Source organism: Mesorhizobium erdmanii USDA 3471 (genome assembly GCF_000472705.1).
Lineage (GTDB): Bacteria > Pseudomonadota > Alphaproteobacteria > Rhizobiales > Rhizobiaceae > Mesorhizobium > Mesorhizobium erdmanii.
The window spans coordinates 1-19,682 of the sequence record NZ_KI421453.1; the positions used below are offsets into that span (position 1 = coordinate 1).

Here is a 19,682-nt window from a genome sequence, read left to right on the forward strand (position 1 = left end):
GGCCGTGATTGAGCGGCGCTCGCGGCCGATCGTGCAAACCTTCCGGACCAAACTCCCGATAACGCCCTAGCCATTTGTAGCCGCTCTTGCGCGAGATGCCGTAGGCCGCACACAGCTGCGTCATCGTCTCCTCGCCAGAAAGGCAGTCCACAACAAACCGGAGCCGCTCATCCATGATGCCAGTCTCTCGCCAAACCATCGCCGGTCCTCCCGGCGGACAAGAAAACTGTCACCCATCTAATCAGTCCATTCTGTTACCTATCTATCCGGTTCGGACACCGGGCACTTCTCCCCGTATAGTGACGGGGAGAAGTGGCTAATCCCGCGAAATAATCTCCTCGCCGTCGATGACGAGCCTCAGACCAAGGTCACCAGCCCTGCGGCGGGCGAGGAAACGCGGACGGCGCGTGGTCGAAACGCGGCCCTTGCGGCGATCCTGCGGCGGCAGCGTCTTGATGGCGGCGCCGAGCGATTCTTCCAGGGTGCGGGCGACGCCATCCGATTCGATCAACAGCATCGGCAGACGGTAGGCATCGGCCCAGGCGCGCCAGTCGGCGGCGACATCGTCGAGATCGTCTGCCACCAAAAGCGGCACCGACAGCATCGGATCGTTGTGCAGGAGTTCGAGGGTCACCGTGACATTGCCGTCCGGATCCTCCATGGCGCGGGCGGCAACGCCGCGAAACGCATTGGCCGGCAGAGCGATGATCGCCGGCACGCCGCTCATCTCGAGCAGGCGGCGGATCACTGCACCGCGGTGGTCGATGGTGAACGTCACGTCGCCGTAATCGTCGCGCGTGGCGTAGCTGACCATCTGGGGCAGTCGGAATGGGTCGAGGCGCATGTTGCGTCCCGCCCAGACTGGCTTCAGTCCGGTGTTCATAGAGTGCCTTCCTGTCTGTCTCCTGAGAGCCGGTGTCCGGTTCTCTCCGGGCCAGTTTTCCCGGCCTCGTTATGGGGAAACAGTAGCGCGGGCTCCTTACCGCCGCGCTTAAGAAAGTCGGTTAAATTTTGCTGATCTCAGGGATGGTTATCGGAATGCCACCGACCACAAGATGTCGAAAGGATCAGATAACCTTACCGGGATTCATGATGCCGGCTGGATCGAATGCGGTCTTTACCCGGCGCATCAGATCGATGGCCATCGGCGGCGCGGTGGCGATCAGTTCGTCGCGCTTCAGCTGGCCGATGCCGTGCTCGGCCGAGATCGAACCGTGGAAGGACCGCACGACGTCGTGCACGGCCTTGTTCATGGGATGGTAGAGGGCGAGAAACGTCTCGTCGTCGCCATCGACGGGCCGGGAAATGTTGTAGTGGAGATTGCCGTCGCCCATATGGCCGAAGCAGACCACGCGGGCACCGGCACTGACCGAAGCCACCACGCCGGCCGCCTCTTCGATGAAACGCGGGATCGATGCGATCGGCACCGAAATGTCGTGCTTGATCGAAGCGCCCTCAGGCTTCTGGCATTCGGGCAGCGTCTCGCGGAAATTCCAGAAAGCATCGCCCTGGGCAAGGCTTGCCGCGACCACCGCATCGCCAACGATGCCTTTCTCGAGACCGTCCGCCAGCACCTCCTCGACCAGCGCGCGTCCGTCGTCTTCCGAGCGGCCGGAGGAAACCTGCATCAGGACATACCAGGGCCAGTCGTCGGCCAGCGGACGCACGATACCTTGCCCATGCTTGAGCGTGAAATCGTAAGGTCTCCTGCCGATCAGTTCGAAGGCGGTGAGCGAAGCGCCGGCCCGGTCCGTCGCCAGGCTGAACAGCGACAGTGCTGCCTCGGGCGACGACAGGCCGGCGAACGCGACCTCGCGCCCCTTCGGCTTCGGGAACAGTTTCAGCACGGCGGCGGTGATGATGCCGAGCGTGCCTTCGGCGCCGACGAACAGGTTCTTCAAATCGTAGCCGGTATTGTCCTTCTTCAGCTTGCGCAGATCGTCGAAGACCTCGCCCGTCGGCAGCACCACTTCGACGCCGAGGCAGAGTTCGCGCGCATTGCCATAGGCCAGCACGCCTGTGCCCCCGGCATTGGAGGAAAGGTTGCCGCCGATCTGGCAGGAGCCTTGCGCGGCGAGAGACAGCGGAAACAGCCGGTCGGCGGCGTCTGCCGCCTCCTGCAGCGTCTGCAGGATGACGCCGGCCTCCGCCGTCACCGTGTTGGAGAGGACATCGATCTCGCGGATGCGGTTCAGCCGCGATAGCGACAGGATGATCTCGCGGCCGGATCTGTCCGGCACCTGGGCGCCGACCAGACCGGTGTTGCCGCTTTGCGGCACGATCGGCGTTCCCGTCTCGGTCGCCAGCCGCATGATCCGGCTGACCTCGTCGACGCTGCCCGGCCGCAGCACCAGCGATGTCGCACCATGCCAGAGCCCGCGCCGCTCGATGAGGTAAGGCGCGATGTCCTGCTCGTCGCGCAGCGCGTATTTGTCGCCGACAATCGCCGCGAAGCGGTCGATGAGAGCGGGATCTGGTTTTCGCGAAATTTCGGTCATGTGGGAAAACTATGTCGTGAGCTGTGCATTGTCACGCGGAGCGGCGGCACGCGAGAGCCGGTCGTTGATGGCTTCGCCAAGTCCATCGAAGGGAACCGTCTCGACGGCGATGGTGCGTGCGCCGCTGCGATCGAGTTCCTGCATGTAGGCGAAAAGATTGCTCGCCGCTTCGCGCAGATCGCCGGATACGGACAGATTGAGGAAGGCGACGGCACGGCGCCAGCCTTCGGCCCGTTGATCGCCGAAGGCAAGCAGCGCCTCACCCTCGTCAACATGTCCGGCATTGAGCCGAACAGCCGCGCCCGGCGCGTAATGCGAGGCGAGCATGCCCGGCGCCTCGATGCCGGCGGTATGGCCGCGCAACAGTTCCGCGCCGATGACCACTTCGATATCTTCGGCGGCAACACCGCCCGGGCGCAGCAGTCGCAACCTCTCCCCTTCGGCCTTGACGATGGTCGATTCCAGCCCGACCGGCGTCGCGCCACCGTCGACCACCAGCCTGATGCGTGCGCCGAGATCCGCCGCCACCGCTTGCGCCGTCGTCGCGCTGATCCTGCCGGACGAATTGGCGCTGGGCGCGGCAAGCGGCCTGCCGAGTTTTGCGATGAGATCGCCGCCAAAGCCCCTCGGCATGCGCAAGGCGATCGTATCGAGCCCGGCCGTGACCAGCGGATGGATGCCGTTGCCGGGCCGTTGCGGCAGCACCAGCGTCAGCGGGCCCGGCCAGAACGCCTGCGCCAGTTTCCGCGACAGCGGATCGAACACAGCGATGCGCTCGGCCATCGCCATATCGGCCACATGGGCGATCAATGGGTTGAAGCGCGGCCGCCCCTTGGCCTCGAAGATACGCGCCACGCCGATACCGTTGGTGGCGTCACCGGCAAGCCCGTAGACGGTCTCGGTCGGGATGGCGACGACATCGCCGCCCTGAAGCAAAGCCAGCGCCCGCTCCAACGCTTCGCCGACGGCAAGTATCTCAGCCACTCTCGTCACCTCGCAGATGCCGGCTGCGTAGTACGATGTCGGCTGTTGGGCAAGCCGGCTGTTGGCCGGAGAGGGCCTTGGCGATTTATCAATTCCTAAAATGCTACATTCCCGCGAAAGCCGGCATCAATTCCGGCCTGCTATATGAGCAGCTTCTGGGCAAAGGGGAGCAGGTCATCGTGTCTGGGCGTATCTTGCTGGGTATCGTCACCCTGGCCGCGTTGAGCGGTGGAGTTCAGGCCTCCTCACTGGTCTTTCCCGACGCGCCGGCCAAGACGCCCTCGATCCTTGCACTGAAGGCAGCCGAGACCAGGGCAAGCGATGTGGTGTCCGTCGTTGCGCTCGGCGAGCCCGATGTCACCTATGAGCCCGATGTCACCGATGAGAAGGTGGCGGCGATCCCCAGCGCACCCGAGGCACGGCACGGCTTCATGCGAGGCCCGATGATCATTCGCGGTGGCGTCGTCGGCGGCGATTTCACGCCACCGACACAAGCCAAGGCCCCGGCCGCGACCACCGCCGCTGCTCCTGCGCCGGCCCAGACGACCGCATCGGCGGCTCCAGCACCGGCCACGCAAAAGAAGCGGGCCGCACCGGCAGCCGCATCGCCCCCCGCTCCCGGGGTCGGCAAGGTCAAGTAGCGGCCAACGATTGTTGGGCTGGCAGATCGTTGACAGCTTGACGGCGCCCTGCGCACCATTGCCGCGCGAGCTCGTCCCGTCATATCTGGCCAGTCGAGGCCGCCGCCTGAATTTGGTCAAGCGATTCAGGCAAAGGGGCGGCTGGCAGACGGACTTCGCCGTCAAAAAGGGGGGTTGATCATGAGACTATCCAAGACCGTTACGGTGGCCGGGCTTCTGCTGGCGTCGCTGCTTGGCGCCAGTTCGGCGCAAGCCGATGCCATGCTGGGATCCTATGTCGCGCGCATTTCCCATCGCGACCATCAGGCAAGCGACGGCTATGCGCTGGACAGCGCCGCGCAGATGGTGCGGCAGGACCGCGCCAACTGGCACAAATTCCATCGCCGCGACAGCGACGATCAGGGTGATGGTTGGTTCAGGACCAACGACCAGCGCGCCGACCTGCAGCGCATGCTGGAGCGCCCCGGCGCGATGAGTTCCTCGACCAAGCGCGCCATCGTCAATGGCGAGCCGCTGATCCAGGTCGACGTCTACGAAAACAGCGTGCGCGTCAGCATCCTGGAGAACTGATCCGGGCAATCTGGGCTCAAAAAAAGAGAGGGCGACGCTGATGCGCCGCCCTCTCTTTCGACAGAGCCAGGTTGAACTCTCAGGCCGCTTCGTCCTTTTCGTCGTCTTCTTCGGACTCGCCGTCTTCGGATTCTTCTTCGTCCTCGGCGTCATCGCCTTCGGCCTTCATGTCGGCGTCGTCTTCATCGGATTCTTCGCCGTCTTCGTCGTCGCCTTCTTCCTCGTCACCGTCCTCGGCGTCAGAATGATCGGCGGCCTCGACAGCCGTGGCAGCGGCATGATCGAGGGTGGTTTCGGAAGCGGATTCAAGCGCCTCGGCCTGGCCTGAGGTTTCTTCAGTCACTTCGATTTCGTGATCGGAATTCATGGAAGCCTCCGTTGGGTTGGGGAACATGTCCCTTTTGCCACGGAGAGATCATCGTCATATGACTGTAAGCCGGCTCGAACGGTCGGCTCGAAGATATTTTTGGTGGCTTCTCAACCAGCGATTTTCGAGAAATCCGCGACCTGACCGGTGGCTGCGCGGATGCGCGTGAGAAGCGCCAGACGGTTGGCACGCACCGCCAAGTCCTCATCATTCACTAGAACACCTTCGAAGAATGAATCAACGGGTTCGCGCAACGCGCTAAGCGCCAGCATGGCGGCGGAAAAGTCTTCGTTTTGAATCGCTTCGCCGGCTTGCTTCTCGGCCTGATTCACCGCCGCAAACAGCGATTTCTCAGCATTTTCCCTGAACAAAGCCGGCTCAACGGTGTCGGCGATCGCCGTTTTCTTCTTTTCCTCGGCGGCCAGGATGTTGGCCGCGCGCTTGGTGCCGGCGAGCAGGTTCTTGCCGTCCTCGGTGTCGAGGAAGGAGCCCAGTGCTTCGACGCGGCGCACGATCTGCAAAAGGTCATCCGACTGCGGCGTGATAACCGAGTCGATGAGATCATGCCGCGCGCCCTGATCACGCAGATAGACCTTGAGGCGGTCGTGGAAGAACGAGAGAAGGTCGGCGATGAACGGCGACAACGAGGCCGTCAGCTCCATCAGGCGCTGGCCGTCGAAGAACTCTCGCTCCTGATCGGCCGAGCCAAAAGTCTCTGCACTTGCCTTCGCCAACCCGCCTTTCAACAAGTTCGAAATCAGGCCCGCTTCCGACAACAGTCGGCTGGTCCCCTTGTATTCGCGAATCCGGGCATCGAGCATCGCGACCACGCCACGGCTCTCTGCCCCTTCGCCTTTTTGTTCATACACGGCAAGGGCGGAAGAGACTGAAGCAGCAATGGCAATGGCCAACGAGAGCTTCAGCTTGTTCTCCAGAATGATCCTCACCACGCCAAGCGCCGCCCTTCGCAGCGCGTAGGGATCCTTCGACCCCGTCGGCTTTTCATCGATCGCCCAGAAGCCGACCAGTGTGTCGAGCTTGTCGGCCAGCGCCACCGCAACCGACACCGGATCGCTCGGTACGTAATCGGAGGGGCCTTGCGGCTTGTAGTGTTCCTCGACGGCAGCGGCCACGGACCGGTGCTCGCCCTGGAGCAGCGCGTATTTGCGGCCCATGGCGCCCTGCAATTCGGGAAACTCTCCGACCACTTCGGTGGTCAGATCGGCTTTGGCGAGGACGGCAGCGCGAGCAGCCAGCATCCGATCTGCTCCGACGGTCGGCGCCAGTTCTTCGGCTAGTTCTTTGATCCGCTCCACCCGCTCGCCTTGCGTGCCGAGCTTGGCGTGGAACGTCACATTGAGATGATCGAGCCGGGCCATGCGCTGGTCGAGCGGCTTCTTCAGATCGAGTTCGAATTTTTTCGCCGATGTCTCGAGTTCAGCAAGATCAGGCAAATCGCCCTGGTCGGTCGTCCAGAAATAGAGCGCGTCGGAGAGACGGGCGCGCACCACCTTGCCGTTGCCGTGGGCGATCTCCTTGCCGCCATCCTTGGGCTCGATGTTGGCGGTGAGGATGAAGCGGTTGGACAACGCCTCGCCTTCACCTTGCGGGCGCGTGACAAAGCACTTCTGGTTGGCGCGGATGGTCAGCCGGATGACTTCGGCCGGAATGGCAAGGAACGCCTGCTCGAACTCGCCCATCAGCACGACGGGCCATTCGACCAGCCCGGAGACTTCCTCCAGCAAGCCTTCATCCTCGACCAGGTCGAGCCCGTTGGCGAAGGCAAGGTTGCGGGCGTCGGCAAGGATGATCTCCTTGCGCCGGTCGGCGTCGAGCACGACCTTCGCCGCCTCCAGCTTCGAGACGTAGTCGTCGAAGCGGCGGACGATGATTTCGCCGGGCGCCAGGAAACGGTGGCCATAGGTAACGTTGCCGGAGCGGATGCCGTCGATCTCGAAATCGACCACGACCGGCTCCTCGGTCTCCGGCCCGAAAGTGCACAGGATCGATTGCAGCGGCCGCACCCAGCGCAGCGACCCCGGCTTGGCCGAGGCCGGCCCCCAGCGCATGGATTTCGGCCAGGGGAAATTGCGGATAATGCCAGGCACCAGCTCGGCGATGATCTCCTCGGCCGCCCTGCCCGGCTTCGAAATGTGGGCGACATAGAAATCGCCCTTTTTCGGGTCGGAATGGACATGCGCCTCGGCGACCGAGGACAGCCCGGCCTTGCGCAGGAACCCCTGGACCGCCTGTTCCGGGGCCGATGTCGACGGCCCCTTGATGTCCTCGTGAATATCCTTCGAACGGGCGGTGAGGCCACGGATATCAAGCGTCAGACGCCGCGGCGTCCAATACTCGCGCGCTGCCTCATAGGTCAGACCCGACTCGACCAGACCGTCGGTCAGCATCTTCTTCAGGTCGCCCGCCGCCTTGCGTTGCATGCGCGCGGGGATTTCCTCGGAACGTAGTTCTAGAAGCAGGTCGGGCATAGGGTCAGCTCATGCGGGAGAGTGGTCCGCGCGGGGCATAGCAACTCGGCTGGCCGCTGTCACCCTTTCCGCGCGACGATCGCCGACTTCGGCTGATTTCCAGAAATTGTGGCCGCCCTGTCGGGCAGCGATGATCCGGCCCGTCCTTGGATCAAAGATTTCCATGAACCGAACGCAGCGCTGAAGCGACACACGCTCAGGCAGGAAACTATTGGCTGAACGATCATGAAAACGGCATCCAGACTTCTGCAGATCGTCGCGCTCAGCGCCTGCTTCACCGCGCAGGTGCACGGCGCCTTCTCGATGCCGGGCGTGCGGCAGGCGCTGCGGACGATGGCTGGCCCGAGTGGCCAGATCCTGTCGCCGATCAGCGCTTCCCTCGAAATGACGAAGGGGACCTGAAGCAGAGCTTTGTTTGGACGCAATTCCCGTGGGAAAACCGCTTCGCACTCTTCCTGGAATTGCTCAGGCCGCCAATCCACCCGCCTGCGTCTTCAAAAACGCCTCGCCGCAGGCTTTCGCCAGATTGCGCACCCGCAGGATGTAGCTCTGCCGCTCGGTGACCGAGATCACGCCGCGCGCGTCGAGCAGGTTGAAGACATGGCTGGCCTTGATGCACTGGTCGTAGGCCGGGAAGACCATCTTGTGCATCGGCAGATTGTCGTTCGATGCCGGCGCACCGGCCTCAAGCAGTGCCTTGCACTCGGCCTCGGCGTCCTCGAAATGCCTGAGCAGCATCGCCGTGTTGGCGTATTCGAAGTTGTGGCGCGAATATTCCTGTTCGGCCTGCAGGAAAACGTCGCCATAGGTCACCTTGTCAGCGCCCTCACGGCCGTTGAAGTTGAGGTCGTAGACATTGTCGACGCCCTGCACATACATGGCCAACCGCTCCAGCCCATAGGTCAGCTCGCCGGCCACCGGCGCGCATTCGATGCCGCAGACCTGCTGGAAATAGGTGAACTGCGAGACCTCCATGCCGTCGCACCAGCACTCCCAGCCCAGCCCCCAGGCACCGAGCGTCGGGCTTTCCCAGTCGTCCTCGACAAAGCGGATGTCATGTAGCAACGGGTCCACGCCGATCGCCGCCAGCGAGCCGAGATAAAGCTCCTGCAGGTTCGGCGGGTTCGGCTTCAGGATCACCTGGTACTGGTAGTAATGCTGCAGCCGGTTCGGGTTTTCGCCATAGCGGCCATCCTTGGGACGGCGCGAAGGCTGGACATAGGCGGCGTTCCAGAGCCTTGGTCCGAGCGCGCGCAGCGTCGTTGCCGGATGAAACGTGCCGGCGCCGACCTCCATGTCGTAGGGCTGCAGGATGACGCAACCATAGGCCGCCCAGTAATTGTGCAAGGTCAGGATCAGCCCCTGGAACGAGCGGTTGGGGTGCATGTGGGCGGGGATTTCAATCGTCACGGGTGGCCTCGACAGCAAAGGCTAGCTTGCCGGCACGTCCTAGAGACACGGCGTTGAAGCGTCAAGCAAAGGCGCGTCGGATGCGTAGCAATCGTGGCTTTGCTGCGCGATGTTGAAGGTTCGCCGGAGACTGGCCCATTGCCCGCCTCGAGAGGCTGCGGTCATTTCGATCTCTCTACAACCCGACGCACAGGTTCAGCCATGTCCAGTTCCATCATCGTCCGTTCCGTCACACGCCAGGATTTCGACCGATGGTTGCTACTATGGGACGGCTACAACGCATTTTATGGCCGCTCAGGCGACACGGCACTGCCAAGCGAGATCACTACCATGACATGGTCGCGCTTCTTCGATGCCTATGAGCCGGTGCATGCGCTGGTGGCCGAAAGCGAGGGACAACTCCTCGGCCTCGTGCATTATCTCTTCCATCGCAGCACGACGGCGATCGCACCGAACTGTTACTTGCAGGACCTTTTCACCACGCAGGCTTCGCGTGGAAAAGGCATAGGCCGGGCGCTGATCGAGGGCGTCTACGAGCGCGCCCAGGCCGCCGGCTCAGGCCGGGTGTATTGGCTGACGCACGAGACCAATGAGACGGCCATGAAGCTCTATGACAAGATCGGCGAGCGCTCCGGATTTGTAGTCTATCGAAAGCTGTTCTAACCCAGTTTTCGGCGCATCGGCGGGCGTTGGACGGCGGTTCAAAACGGAAACGGGGCTCCGAGAGCCCCGTTCGCATCATTACAATGAGCTTGCTCACCCCTTCGGAGCAGGCACCGGCTCGGGCTTGACCTTCGGGGTTTCCTGCGCCGTGTTGGACTCGATCGGCGGCAGACCCTTCATCAGCTTCTGCTGCAAGGTGGCGAGCACATCGGGATCGGGCTTCAAGTCGCGGGCCTGATTCCATTGGAAGGTGGCTTCCAGCTTGCGGCCGACGCGCCAGTAGGCGTCGCCGAGATGATCGTTGAGAACCGGATCTTCCGGCTTCAGCGATACGGCGCGCTCCATCTCGCGCACAGAGTCGTCGAACCTGCCCATGCGGAAATAGGCCCAACCCAGGGAATCGACGATGTAACCGTCGCTTGGCCTGAGGTCGACGGCCTTCTGGATCATCGCCAGGCCTTCTTTCAGGTTGGTGTTCATGTCGACCCAGGAATAGCCGAGATAGTTCAGCACCTGCGGCTGATCGGGCTGCAGTTCCAGCGCCTTGCGGAAATTCGGCTCGGCCTTCGGCCATTCCTTCAGGCGCTCATAGGCGATGCCGCGCTGATAGAAGATGTTCCAGTTGGCCGCGGTCGGCGTCTTCAGCACCTCGACAGCCTTGTCGTAGAGGTTGGCGGCCGAGCGGAAATCATCCTTCGAGGAATAGACCCCGCCGAGCGCCAAGTAGGCGCGCATGTCGTTGGGGTGGGCCTCGACGAACGCCTTCAGATGGGTGATCGCCTCGTCATGACGGTCGAGATCGGCAAGGTTGAGGCCAAGCTGCAGGTCCGAAAGCTCCTTCAGTGGCGAGGTATCAGGAATCCGCCGATAGAGCGCGATGGCGCCCTCGCCGTCCTTCAACTGTTCGGCGACGGCGGCGAGCTGCACGAGAGCCGCGTCGCTGTCTGGCCGCAGGGCCAAGGCATATTGCAGGTAAAGGCGAACGAACGGCTCGCCACCGCCACGGTTGAGCGCGGTGGCGAGATCGAGCAGGATTTCGGAAGCGCCGTCAGACGGGCCAGAGACGAAGGGCGCGATCTTGTCGCCCTTGGCGATCCGGTCGCGCAAGGCGACGATTTCCAGCTTGCCCGGCGAAAACGCCTCGGCCTGGTCGAGCACCGAGACCGCCTTGCCCTTTTCGCCCTTGCGGGCCAGGAACGAGGCATAGGCCTGCGCGTTGCGAATCCAGGTTTCAGGCGCGGCACCGCCGGCGGTGGTATCCTGCATCGTCGCGGCGTAGATCGCCTCGGCCTTTTCGGGCATGCCGGAGGCATCGGCGATCAGCGCGCGGTGGAAGGACTTGAACAGGCCGAACCAGTCCGGCCCCTGCAGCTTATCGATGGAAGCCATCGCATCGGCGGCCTCACCTGCGCCTTGCTGCGCCCAGCCGGACATGACGCCGGAGATCAATCGGTCGAGGTCGGATTCCAGCGACAGCTTGAGCCAGTACTGCGCCTTGGCGAAATCCTTCTTGTGGAAGGAATCGACCGCCAGCGCCAGGCGCGAGAAACGCTCGACATCGGGCACTTGCTTGAGCTTGTCGGCATAGACCAGGGATTCATCGAAGCGGCCTTGCGCGATCAGCGACAACATCAGGCTCTGCTGCAGGCCAGTGTCGCTCGGATCGAAGGCCAATGCCTGCTTGTAATAGGCGATGGCGCTGTCGAGGTCGTTGTCGCCTTCGGCGATACGGGCGGCCAGATAGGCGCCCGAGAACGACGAGATCTTGACCGGTTCGGTGGATTGCTTGGCATAGGCCGGCAAAGCCGAGATCGCCATGCCCGTCACAATTGCCAGCCTTGTCAGCCAGCGCGCACGTCCTTGCTGCATCATATCCCTTTCAGCCACGCGCCATCTCCGCGTCAGCGGGATCGACGTAGACTCGATCTTTCCGGGCAAAGCATGGCCTTTTTGGGGTCGCGCTTCAATCCGCCTGAAATTCACAATCGGGTCACCCGATTAACAAACCATGGCGACGCACAACACTATCGGTTCGGCACGATAGCAGATCGTGCCTGGGAACTACAGAGTGGGAACCCTGACATCGCGATACCCGCCTGCCGCCACAATGGTGCACAGGCTTGCCCACTCGCAACCCTGGCAGGCTTCGCGCGTCACGCCGGCTGAAAAGGCCGCGCGCAGGCTGGCGAGCGTTGCCGCGTCGAGGCTCAAGCGGGCGCCGGCCCGGATCGGCCGGGCCAGCAGCACCCCGACATCGCGTGCAGCCAGCCGGTCGCGTTCGATGACGCTGTCGTTGAGACAATGCAGTTCCGGTTCATCGAGCAAGGGCGCGCAGACATCGTCCGGGCCGGAGACGAGGAGGATGTCCTCGCCCCGGCTCAGGCGCTCCGCGATCGCGTCATAATTGGCGGTGAAGGCGGGGCTGTATCCCTTGCCCACATAGGTGAGCAGGCAAAGGAGGTGATGGGCGCGCAGCCTAATAGTCACGGATTGGCCGGCTTCGCCTTGCCGCCGCGAAGCGCCATCAGTGTCGCGGCACCAAGTGCCGACTTCAGCAATCCGCCGACGATGAACGGCAGGAAGCCGAAAGTGATGGCCTGTTCCGCCCCGATCATGGCGGCGAGCCATGCCGTGCCGAGCGCCAGACAGGCAAGGTTGCCGAGCAGCATGGCGGCGAAGGCAAGCACCACCCTGTTGCCGTTCCAGCCGCGTTCGGCCAGCCAGCCAACCAGCGCGCCGGTGGCCGGGAACGCGAAGAGATAGCCGCCGGTCGGCCCGACAAAATGTGCCACGCCGGCAGCGCCTCCAGCCAGAACCGGAAAACCGACCGCGCCTTCGACAAGCCATGCGGCGATGGTGACCGCGCCAAGCCGCCAGCCATAGAGCGCGCCGATCAGGGTCACGGCGAAGGTCTGCATGGTTATCGGGACCGGCACCATCGGCACCTCGATGTATGACGACAGCGCCAGGAACGCCGTGCCGAGCGCGACGGCGCCGGCCTGCCAGGCGAGGGAGCGATCCTGAAGCCGGAGCGGGCTGAACGACGGCTTGCTGGACGAGAACGCGACATCTGTCATGGGGATTCCTTCGACCGTTTTGAAATTATAGATAATTTCTGATTTCGATCTATTATCGAATCCACATTTCGGAGGAGATGGCAAGTGCAATGACTTTTGGACAGTGCAAATTCGTCATCCTATGGCGAAGTAAGGAGCGAAGCGACGCGGCGAAGACCATAGGATCCATTCCGCGAAATGGAGGCGTCGCCACGCTGCAGAATTCTGTTCAGCCGCATCCTCCACCAAGGTCACGGAATGGATCCCTGGGTCTGCGCACCGCTTCGCGGCGCTACGCCCAAGGATGACGAAGTCTCTGTGACCCGGTCAACCTCCGACCTACCCGACGATGGCAAAAGCTTCGCGCACCCCGCCGGAGGCGGTCTTGACCGGCTTGCGGCCGATCCACTGGACATGACGCCCCAGCGTCGCGGCGGCCGATTCGGTGTTTCCCTGCCGCAAGGCGGTCAGGATCGCGCGGTGGTCCTGATCGGTGCGCGCCTCCCATTCCGAGCGCCATGCCGCGAACAGGAAGCGGGCGCTGGCCGCATGCAGATCATCGATGGTGGCGAGCAGACGCGGCATGCCGCAAGGCGCCAGGATCAAGCGATGAAAGGCGCGGTTGGCTTCTTCCCAGGACCTGACGTCCCGGGACTTGTCGCCGGCCTTGGTCGCCTCCTCCGCCAGGTTCAGAATGGCTGACGTCAGATGCGGCGCGGCATGGCGCAGCGCCAACACCTCAAGCGCGGCCCGCATTTCCGCGACTTCCTTGACCTCGCCGAGATCGAAAGCCGCGACGCGCACGCCGCGGCGCGGTTCGCTGACGGCCAGGCCTTGCGCCTCAAGCCGACGGAACGCCTCGCGCACCGGCACATGGCTGGTGTGGAACTCCTCGGCGATATGATCCTGGCGCAGCCGGGCCCCAGGCTCGATCGCGCCCGAGATGATGCGATCCGCCAGCGTCTTGCTGATGCGCACCGCGATGGTGTCGTCCGTGCCCTTTGCCATGTTTTATAGATAATTTGCGGCAAGGCCGCTTGTCGAGACGGCGGCGAGACATATCACCCCAACGGATAAGAATTTAAGCAGCTCCCGCCATTCCACTACATTTCTCCGACTGAGAGATGTTATTGTACCCACCATCCACAAGAATCGAACGGTCGTCCTCATTGAGCAAGTCATTTTCACCTTTTAACAGGCCCAAAAAACAGCGCGAATTGTTCGAGGCTATCAATGACGCAGTCCGAGCCGCTGCTGAAGCACGACGTGAATTTGCGATCTCGGGAGAAAACGTTATGGTCTATCGCCATGGACGCAATTGGTCTTTGCAACAATCAGCCAACCCGGATGAAATATCAAAATTTTCAGAAGCGAGTATGGAAGTAACTATCCGGAGATCGGATATAATAGACCATAACATATCCTCCATCGATAAATACATCTCCGATTTGGCGGACGGACACGAGAAACTTATGTTTCAAAGCGTCATTTCCTTAGCAGATGAGGTAACCGCTAAAACGGGAAATGTTGTAGTATCTGGACCCAACGTCGGCGCAAGCATGCTGGAAGCCCTTCGCAAAGTTCGGTTCGGAACCGATCGATATGGCAGACCAACGGGGCCAACTTTAGTTGTTCACCCAACGATGGCAAAAAAACTAAAAGAGATGGAATCCAAGCAAACGAGGCAAGAGCTAGAAGAGTGGGAAATAACAACAGCTGTCAAAGAGGCCGAGGCGACATCTGATGAGGTCGAACGCATTCGTAGATTTCGGTGGACCCCGTGAGAGTTGCCATTTGCATAGGCTGCAATAGCTATCAATTTATAGGTAATTTAGCGTCTGCCGAAACGGACGCCACCAGAATTTTCCACGTATTGACGAATCCCGACATTGGAAAATACGATCCATTACATTCTAGGCTTCTCCTCTCACCAACACTCGCTCAAGTGCGATCTGCACTTGACGATTTACTGTACTCTTCTAAGATTAAGATAGTTGACGTCACTATATTTTTTGCGGGACACGGCGGAGTTTTCCTGGACACATTCTACCTAGCGCTAGCTGACACGGACGTAAGTAAGATTGCATTGACCGGTCTAAGCTTCGCCGATTTGGCGAAGATCGTTGTGGCCGCTCAGCCGTTGCAGGCCAATTTCGTGCTGGATGCGTGTCATAGCGGCGGATTGGGCTTTGACCTACACTCGATCCTGACACAATCTCTAACAGGCACCGCCCAAAACACCGGCTTCTCTGCCCTGGCAGCCGCTGCAGCCAACGAAGCAGCCTTTGAGAATAGCAATGGAGGGGTTTTTACCGGGAACCTCCTTGCTATCCTTCAGGGTTCAGAAATCGTCCAACGATCGAAACCTTATCTAGACTTGGCCGAAATAGGCAGCGTGATCAGAGTATCGGAAGGACGAGCTGACCAGCAAACAGTGTCAGTCTGGGTGCTAAATTTGCAAGGCCCGAACCGATTCTGCCTGAATCAACATTACGAAGGATCACCGTCGCGATATCCCGATCATGCAGCTGAATCACTTGGCAAACGGCTAAACATAGGGTCGGCAAACATTTCAGCTCTGAAACGCATCGCTTTAGAGATACCTGACGAAGTCGATGCTATGAAGATTGCAGGCTTGATCGAGCGCGTGACGTCTGAACTGCCCTTGGGAAGCGTACCGGATTTTCTCGGAGGTCTCGCCGAGGGTTTCGCGGAAGCTGCACGGAACAGCTCCGACCCATTTGCAGAGCAACGGGTACTGAGCCTGATTGCTGGTCAGCTAGTTCGCATTGTGAATGTGGTTCCGTCAGCTCAAATCTACATAGCCCAAATTACGCGGCGTATTCTTGAGGTCGATCGGGCGGCGCTTCGGCTAGTGCTAGAAAAATTGGATCAGCATGAATTTGGCCTGCTATCCCGCGAAGGCCTTCCCGAATTGTTCTACCTTCCACCTCGAATTTCGGCCTTGCTGGGGCAAATCGGTGCCTTATCTGTCGCTACAGAAGACGAGGCCGAGCTAGAGTTTCTTGAGCGACTGACCACCCTTCTCCTAAAAATTTACGGAAATTCCGTTTTAACTGTTAGCGAGGAGCAAGCCGCGCCCCTCGCCGTTTTTCTAAGCGCAGCACACCTTCGCGGCTGGCAAGACATTCATGAGGAGGTCATCTGCAGACTATTCGCAGATCTTGTAGCGAACCACGGACTCGTAGCCCACCACGATCTCGGTGGACAAGACGCGTTGGCCGTGCTGAGGAGGAGGTATCAACCGCTTCGTAATCCAGATAGACGGCTGTTTCAACAGCCGTCTGATCTGGCAACGGTAATCGTCGCTTTTGCAGCCTTGACTGGCTTGGACGATGTGGTCGACAGCCAAATGATACTCGTCGACCACCTCGCACTCAATTTCTTCGAGCCACAGGACGTCCATCAACTTGGAGAAACAGGCCCTCTAGAGGGTATTAACCGCGGATATGCCATCGGAAATGGAATTTGGACTTGTGCCGATTTTCGGCGAGAGTGGCGTGATGGGCTAGGAGAAAAGTTCTTGTCGCCCTCAAAAGAGAATTTCTATGCCACGCTGTGGAGTGCACTCGCCCTAGAAGACCGAGTGCCGTGGTTCGTGGTGGCATCAAGCATCGCGTTGCCAGAGCCAAAGAATTTTGTGTTTAAAGTCGTCTGAGGTCGATTGATTGGATTTCAGAGCGAGTTCAAACGCGAATCGTTCAGTTCACCCGGCTGATGCAGAAGTCGATGACGTCGATCAGCGCGGACTTCTGCGGCGTTTCTTCCAGCGGCGCCAGTGCATCGCGGGCGATCTCGCCGAAATGGCGGGCTCGCCCGATGGTGTCGGCGATGGCGCCGTGGCGGGTCATCAGGCCGATCGCTTTTTCGAGGCCCGCGTCGTCGACGACATTGTCCTCGATGGCGCGCTTCCAGAAGGTGCGCTCGGCCTTGGTGCCGCGCCGGTAGGCGAGGATGACCGGCAAGGTCACCTTGCCCTCGCGGAAATCGTCGCCGACATTCTTGCCCAGATCCTTGCTGGTGCCGCCATAGTCCAGCGCATCGTCGATGAGCTGGAAGGCAAGACCGAGATTCATGCCGTAGGAGCGCAGGGCGGCGCGATCGTTGCGGGTCGCCTGGGCGATGACCGGTCCAACTTCGGCGGCAGCCGAAAACAGCGCCGCGGTCTTGGCCTTGATGACGGCGAAATGCTCGTCCTCGGTGGTTTCGAGGTTCTTGGCGGCGGCAAGCTGCATGACCTCGCCCTCGGCGATGATCGAGGCCGCGCTCGACAGGATGTCGAGCGCTTCCAGCGAGCCGACATCGACCATCATGCGGAAGGCCTGGCCAAGCAGGAAGTCGCCGACCAGCACGCTCGCCTGGTTGCCCCAGATCATGCGGGCGGTCTTCTTGCCGCGGCGCATGCCGCTCTCGTCGACGACGTCGTCATGGAGCAGCGTCGCCGTATGCATGAATTCGACCGAGGTGGCGAGCTTGACGTGCCCTTCGCCGGCATAGCCGAACATCTGCGCGGCAGCGAGCGTCAGCATTGGCCGCAGCCGTTTGCCGCCGGACGATATCAGATGATTGGCGACTTCCGGGATCATCTCGACATCGGAGCCGGCCTTGGACAGAATCAATTCGTTGACGCGCCCCATATCGGCCGCCGTCAGATCGATGAGGTCCTTGATGGAGGCGGGTTCCCGCTTCCCGTTTTCGATGTTGAGAACGACACCCACGAAATCACTCCCGTCTTGGTATAACGCGTGCGACGGCACCCTTAGTCCCAATATGAACTCTATGGCGGCGGATACGGCCACGGCAAGTGGCGAATTGGCGCGGCGTGGTGACAGCCTGTTAACGATCGCGGTGGGAACAGGCCCTGCCACGGCATTCCCCGGCCGTTTACATCAATGGCGCAAACTGCGAGTTTCATACGATGATAGAGCTTGTCCGCACCAACGATGCCGTGATCATCTCCTTTGTCGAGTCGCTGATGCGCGACGCCGGCATCGCCTGCTTTGTCGCCGATCAGAATATGAGCATTCTCGAAGGGTCGATCGGTCTTTTGCAAAAGCGCGTCATGATCGACGCCGACCAGGCCGATGCGGCGCGGCGTATCCTGAAAGATGCCGGCATCGAAAACGAAATCCGCCAGAAGTAATGGCTGAAGCCGCCGCCCTTGCCCCGGACACGCCGGCCCACACGGTCGACGCGTTCCATCGAGGCCGATTCTGGCTAGTACAGCCCAAGCATGGCGGACATCGTGCCGGGATGGACGCGATGATGCTGGCGGCATCGGTGCCATCCTCGTTTGACGGACGCCTGGCCGATTTCGGCGCCGGGGCGGGAGCTGCCGGCCTGGCGGTGCTGTCGCGCTGCCCGGCCGCCAAGGCCGTGCTCGTCGAACGCGCGCCGGAAATGGCGGCCTTTGCCGCGGCCACCCTTGCCCATCCCGGCAACGCCCATCTCAGTGATCGCGCATCGGTGCTTGTCGCCGATGTCGCGGTTTCGGGCCAGGCCAGAGGAGCTGCCGGTCTGGCCGACAATGACTTCGACTACGTCATCATGAATCCGCCCTTCAACGCCGCCCGGGACCGCGCCACGCCTGACCGGCTGCGAAAAGAGGCGCATGTCATGGAAAACGGGCTGTTCGAGCGCTGGATCCGCAGTGCGGCGGCGGTGGTCAGGCCGCGCGGCGGGCTTGCCGTCATCGCGCGCCCCGAACAGCTCGGCGCCATTCTCGAAGCGATGTCAGGCCGTTTCGGCGATGCCGAAATGCTCGCCGTGCACCCTCGCCCCGACGCCGCGGCGATCCGCATCATTGTGCGGGCAGCGCTAGGCGCGCGCGGAAAGCTCGCCATCCGCCCGCCGCTGATGCTTCACGCGCAATCGGGCAACGGGCCTGACGAGCGCAGCGAAATGATCACCAACGGCCTCGCCTCGCTGTTTGGAGATTGAGCTATTCCTGGCCGCCGCATTGCCGTTGGCCGGGAAATCCCTACATGCCAGCAACCCATCGACCGGAGACCGCGCCCTCGTGAAACGCCTTTTCAACCGACTGCTGCCGAAATCCTGGCGCTCCACTGTCGTCACCATTCCGGTCATCCGGCTCCAAGGTACAATCATGGCCGGCGGCCAGTTCCGGCAGAATCTGTCGCTGGCCTCCACGGCCGGCCTCATCGAAAAGGCGTTTTCCTTCGATGCGCCGGCAGTCGCCATCTCGATCAATTCGCCCGGCGGGTCGCCGGTGCAGTCGCGGCTGATCTTCAAGCGCATCCGCGACCTGGCGATTGAAAAGAACAGACAAGTTCTGGTCTTCGTCGAGGACGTCGCGGCCTCGGGCGGCTACATGATCGCGGTTGCCGGCGACGAAATTTTTGCAGATCCGTCCTCGATCGTCGGCTCCATCGGCGTAGTCTCGGCATCGTTCGGCTTTCCGGAGCTGATGAAGAAGATCGGCGTAGAGCGCCGTGTCCACACCGCCGGCCAGAACAAGGCGGTACTCGATCCGTTCAAGCCCGAGAAGAAGGAGGATATCGAGCGGCTGAAGGCGCTGCAGCTCGAGGTGCACGATACCTTCATCGATCTGGTCAAGGAACGTCGCGGCACGAAGCTGAAGGACGATCCGGACCTGTTCACCGGTTTGTTCTGGACCGGAAAGAGGGGTTTGGAACTCGGCCTCGTCGATGCGCTCGGCGACATGCGCACCGTGCTGAAGACCCGGTTCGGGTCCAAGACCCAGCTGAGATTGGTCTCGGCGCCGCGCGGTTTCCTCAGTCGCTTCGGTCTGTTCGGTTCGAACAAGGGCTTTTCAGCGCCCGATATTGCCGCAGCTGCCGCCAGCGGCGTTATCGATGCGGCGGAAGAGCGCGCATTGTGGGCTCGCTTCGGGCTTTGAAAACTTAGCAGAACCGTCTACCATAAGAGCTTCTAGTCCTATGCATGCCGTTTTCCCAAAACCGGACACAGTTTTGGGCGACATGCATTAACCGACCCGACCG

General features: G+C 61.4%; 21 protein-coding genes. 9 read left to right on the forward strand and 12 right to left on the reverse strand.

The window, feature by feature from the left end; all coding sequences use genetic code 11:
- The 4 genes from A3AU_RS1000000140540 to A3AU_RS0127455 form a co-directional block, all read right to left on the reverse strand.
- Positions 1 to 199 (reverse strand): helix-turn-helix domain-containing protein (locus A3AU_RS1000000140540; RefSeq protein ID WP_154674610.1); only part of this gene is annotated, 199 nt, incomplete at its 3' end.
- 117 nt (positions 200 to 316) lie between these two features.
- Complete coding sequence (locus tag A3AU_RS0127445; protein ID WP_027055717.1) at positions 317 to 883, reverse strand: DUF6101 family protein; 567 nt, start codon at positions 881 to 883, stop codon at positions 317 to 319.
- Between the two features lie 184 nt (positions 884 to 1,067).
- A complete protein-coding gene (locus tag A3AU_RS0127450; protein WP_027055718.1) occupies positions 1,068 to 2,498 on the reverse strand; it encodes an FAD-binding oxidoreductase in 1,431 nt (476 codons plus the stop codon).
- A 9-nt stretch (positions 2,499 to 2,507) separates the two neighbouring features.
- Positions 2,508 to 3,482, reverse strand: coding sequence for an L-threonylcarbamoyladenylate synthase (locus A3AU_RS0127455; RefSeq protein ID WP_027055719.1), 975 nt, complete (start codon positions 3,480 to 3,482; stop codon positions 2,508 to 2,510).
- Positions 3,483 to 3,559: 77 nt separating this feature from the next.
- Between A3AU_RS0127455 and A3AU_RS0127460 the strand changes: the two genes are divergently transcribed.
- Together A3AU_RS0127460 and A3AU_RS0127465 are read left to right on the forward strand one after the other, a co-directional pair.
- Positions 3,560 to 4,123, forward strand: coding sequence for a hypothetical protein (locus A3AU_RS0127460; RefSeq protein WP_245235588.1), 564 nt, complete (start codon positions 3,560 to 3,562; stop codon positions 4,121 to 4,123).
- A gap of 180 nt (positions 4,124 to 4,303) precedes the next feature.
- On the forward strand, positions 4,304 to 4,693 hold the full coding sequence (locus tag A3AU_RS0127465; RefSeq protein ID WP_027055721.1) for a hypothetical protein: 390 nt from the start codon (positions 4,304 to 4,306) through the stop codon (positions 4,691 to 4,693).
- Between the two features lie 79 nt (positions 4,694 to 4,772).
- On the opposite strand, the gene A3AU_RS0127470 is transcribed toward A3AU_RS0127465, so the two are convergent.
- The gene (locus A3AU_RS0127470) at positions 4,773 to 5,060 is read right to left on the reverse strand and encodes a hypothetical protein (protein ID WP_027055722.1); all 288 of its coding nucleotides are present in this window, start codon (positions 5,058 to 5,060) and stop codon (positions 4,773 to 4,775) included.
- Positions 5,061 to 5,170: 110 nt separating this feature from the next.
- Complete coding sequence (gene glyS / locus A3AU_RS0127475; RefSeq protein WP_027055723.1) at positions 5,171 to 7,549, reverse strand: glycine--tRNA ligase subunit beta; 2,379 nt, start codon at positions 7,547 to 7,549, stop codon at positions 5,171 to 5,173.
- Between the two features lie 225 nt (positions 7,550 to 7,774).
- Here glyS and A3AU_RS1000000139990 point away from each other — a divergent pair, with 225 nt between their 5' ends.
- Positions 7,775 to 7,951, forward strand: coding sequence for a hypothetical protein (locus A3AU_RS1000000139990; protein ID WP_167335252.1), 177 nt, complete (start codon positions 7,775 to 7,777; stop codon positions 7,949 to 7,951).
- Between the two features lie 63 nt (positions 7,952 to 8,014).
- Here the strand turns inward: A3AU_RS1000000139990 and A3AU_RS0127485 are convergent, their stop codons facing one another.
- Positions 8,015 to 8,959, reverse strand: coding sequence for a glycine--tRNA ligase subunit alpha (locus A3AU_RS0127485; RefSeq protein ID WP_027055724.1), 945 nt, complete (start codon positions 8,957 to 8,959; stop codon positions 8,015 to 8,017).
- 201 nt (positions 8,960 to 9,160) lie between these two features.
- On the opposite strand from A3AU_RS0127485, the gene A3AU_RS0127490 reads away from it, so the two are divergent.
- Entirely contained in the window at positions 9,161 to 9,622 is a 462-nt protein-coding gene (locus A3AU_RS0127490; protein ID WP_027055725.1) for a GNAT family N-acetyltransferase, read from the forward strand.
- Positions 9,623 to 9,715: 93 nt separating this feature from the next.
- Here A3AU_RS0127490 and A3AU_RS0127495 read toward each other — a convergent pair whose 3' ends face one another.
- The 4 genes from A3AU_RS0127495 to A3AU_RS0127510 form a co-directional block, all read right to left on the reverse strand.
- Positions 9,716 to 11,491: a tetratricopeptide repeat protein gene (locus tag A3AU_RS0127495; protein WP_027055726.1), complete on the reverse strand. Its 1,776-nt coding sequence runs from the start codon at positions 11,489 to 11,491 to the stop codon at positions 9,716 to 9,718.
- A 192-nt stretch (positions 11,492 to 11,683) separates the two neighbouring features.
- The gene (locus tag A3AU_RS0127500; RefSeq protein WP_027055727.1) at positions 11,684 to 12,109 is read right to left on the reverse strand and encodes a DUF1284 domain-containing protein; all 426 of its coding nucleotides are present in this window, start codon (positions 12,107 to 12,109) and stop codon (positions 11,684 to 11,686) included.
- Complete coding sequence (locus A3AU_RS0127505) at positions 12,106 to 12,699, reverse strand: biotin transporter BioY (protein ID WP_027055728.1); 594 nt, start codon at positions 12,697 to 12,699, stop codon at positions 12,106 to 12,108. The genes A3AU_RS0127500 and A3AU_RS0127505 overlap by 4 nt, the downstream gene beginning before the upstream one ends.
- A gap of 318 nt (positions 12,700 to 13,017) precedes the next feature.
- Positions 13,018 to 13,686 (reverse strand): GntR family transcriptional regulator, encoded by a 669-nt coding sequence (locus A3AU_RS0127510; RefSeq protein ID WP_027055729.1) that lies wholly within the window; start codon positions 13,684 to 13,686, stop codon positions 13,018 to 13,020.
- A gap of 161 nt (positions 13,687 to 13,847) precedes the next feature.
- Between A3AU_RS0127510 and A3AU_RS1000000139215 the strand changes: the two genes are divergently transcribed.
- Complete coding sequence (locus A3AU_RS1000000139215) at positions 13,848 to 14,462, forward strand: hypothetical protein (protein WP_154674684.1); 615 nt, start codon at positions 13,848 to 13,850, stop codon at positions 14,460 to 14,462.
- A complete protein-coding gene (locus A3AU_RS0127515; RefSeq protein ID WP_161633543.1) occupies positions 14,459 to 16,357 on the forward strand; it encodes a caspase family protein in 1,899 nt (632 codons plus the stop codon). The genes A3AU_RS1000000139215 and A3AU_RS0127515 overlap by 4 nt, the downstream gene beginning before the upstream one ends.
- Positions 16,358 to 16,400: 43 nt before the next feature.
- On the opposite strand, the gene A3AU_RS0127520 is transcribed toward A3AU_RS0127515, so the two are convergent.
- Positions 16,401 to 17,417: a polyprenyl synthetase family protein gene (locus A3AU_RS0127520; protein ID WP_019856937.1), complete on the reverse strand. Its 1,017-nt coding sequence runs from the start codon at positions 17,415 to 17,417 to the stop codon at positions 16,401 to 16,403.
- A 200-nt stretch (positions 17,418 to 17,617) separates the two neighbouring features.
- On the opposite strand from A3AU_RS0127520, the gene A3AU_RS0127525 reads away from it, so the two are divergent.
- From A3AU_RS0127525 to A3AU_RS0127535, 3 genes are all read left to right on the forward strand, one after another.
- A complete protein-coding gene (locus tag A3AU_RS0127525) occupies positions 17,618 to 17,842 on the forward strand; it encodes a putative signal transducing protein (protein ID WP_027055731.1) in 225 nt (74 codons plus the stop codon).
- Complete coding sequence (locus A3AU_RS0127530) at positions 17,842 to 18,639, forward strand: tRNA1(Val) (adenine(37)-N6)-methyltransferase (protein WP_027055732.1); 798 nt, start codon at positions 17,842 to 17,844, stop codon at positions 18,637 to 18,639. The genes A3AU_RS0127525 and A3AU_RS0127530 overlap by 1 nt, the downstream gene beginning before the upstream one ends.
- A 79-nt stretch (positions 18,640 to 18,718) precedes the next feature.
- Positions 18,719 to 19,579 carry a S49 family peptidase gene (locus A3AU_RS0127535; RefSeq protein ID WP_027055733.1) on the forward strand — a complete coding sequence of 287 codons (861 nt, stop codon included), beginning with the start codon at positions 18,719 to 18,721 and terminating at the stop codon, positions 19,577 to 19,579.
- The last annotated feature ends 103 nt before the right edge of the window (positions 19,580 to 19,682 follow it).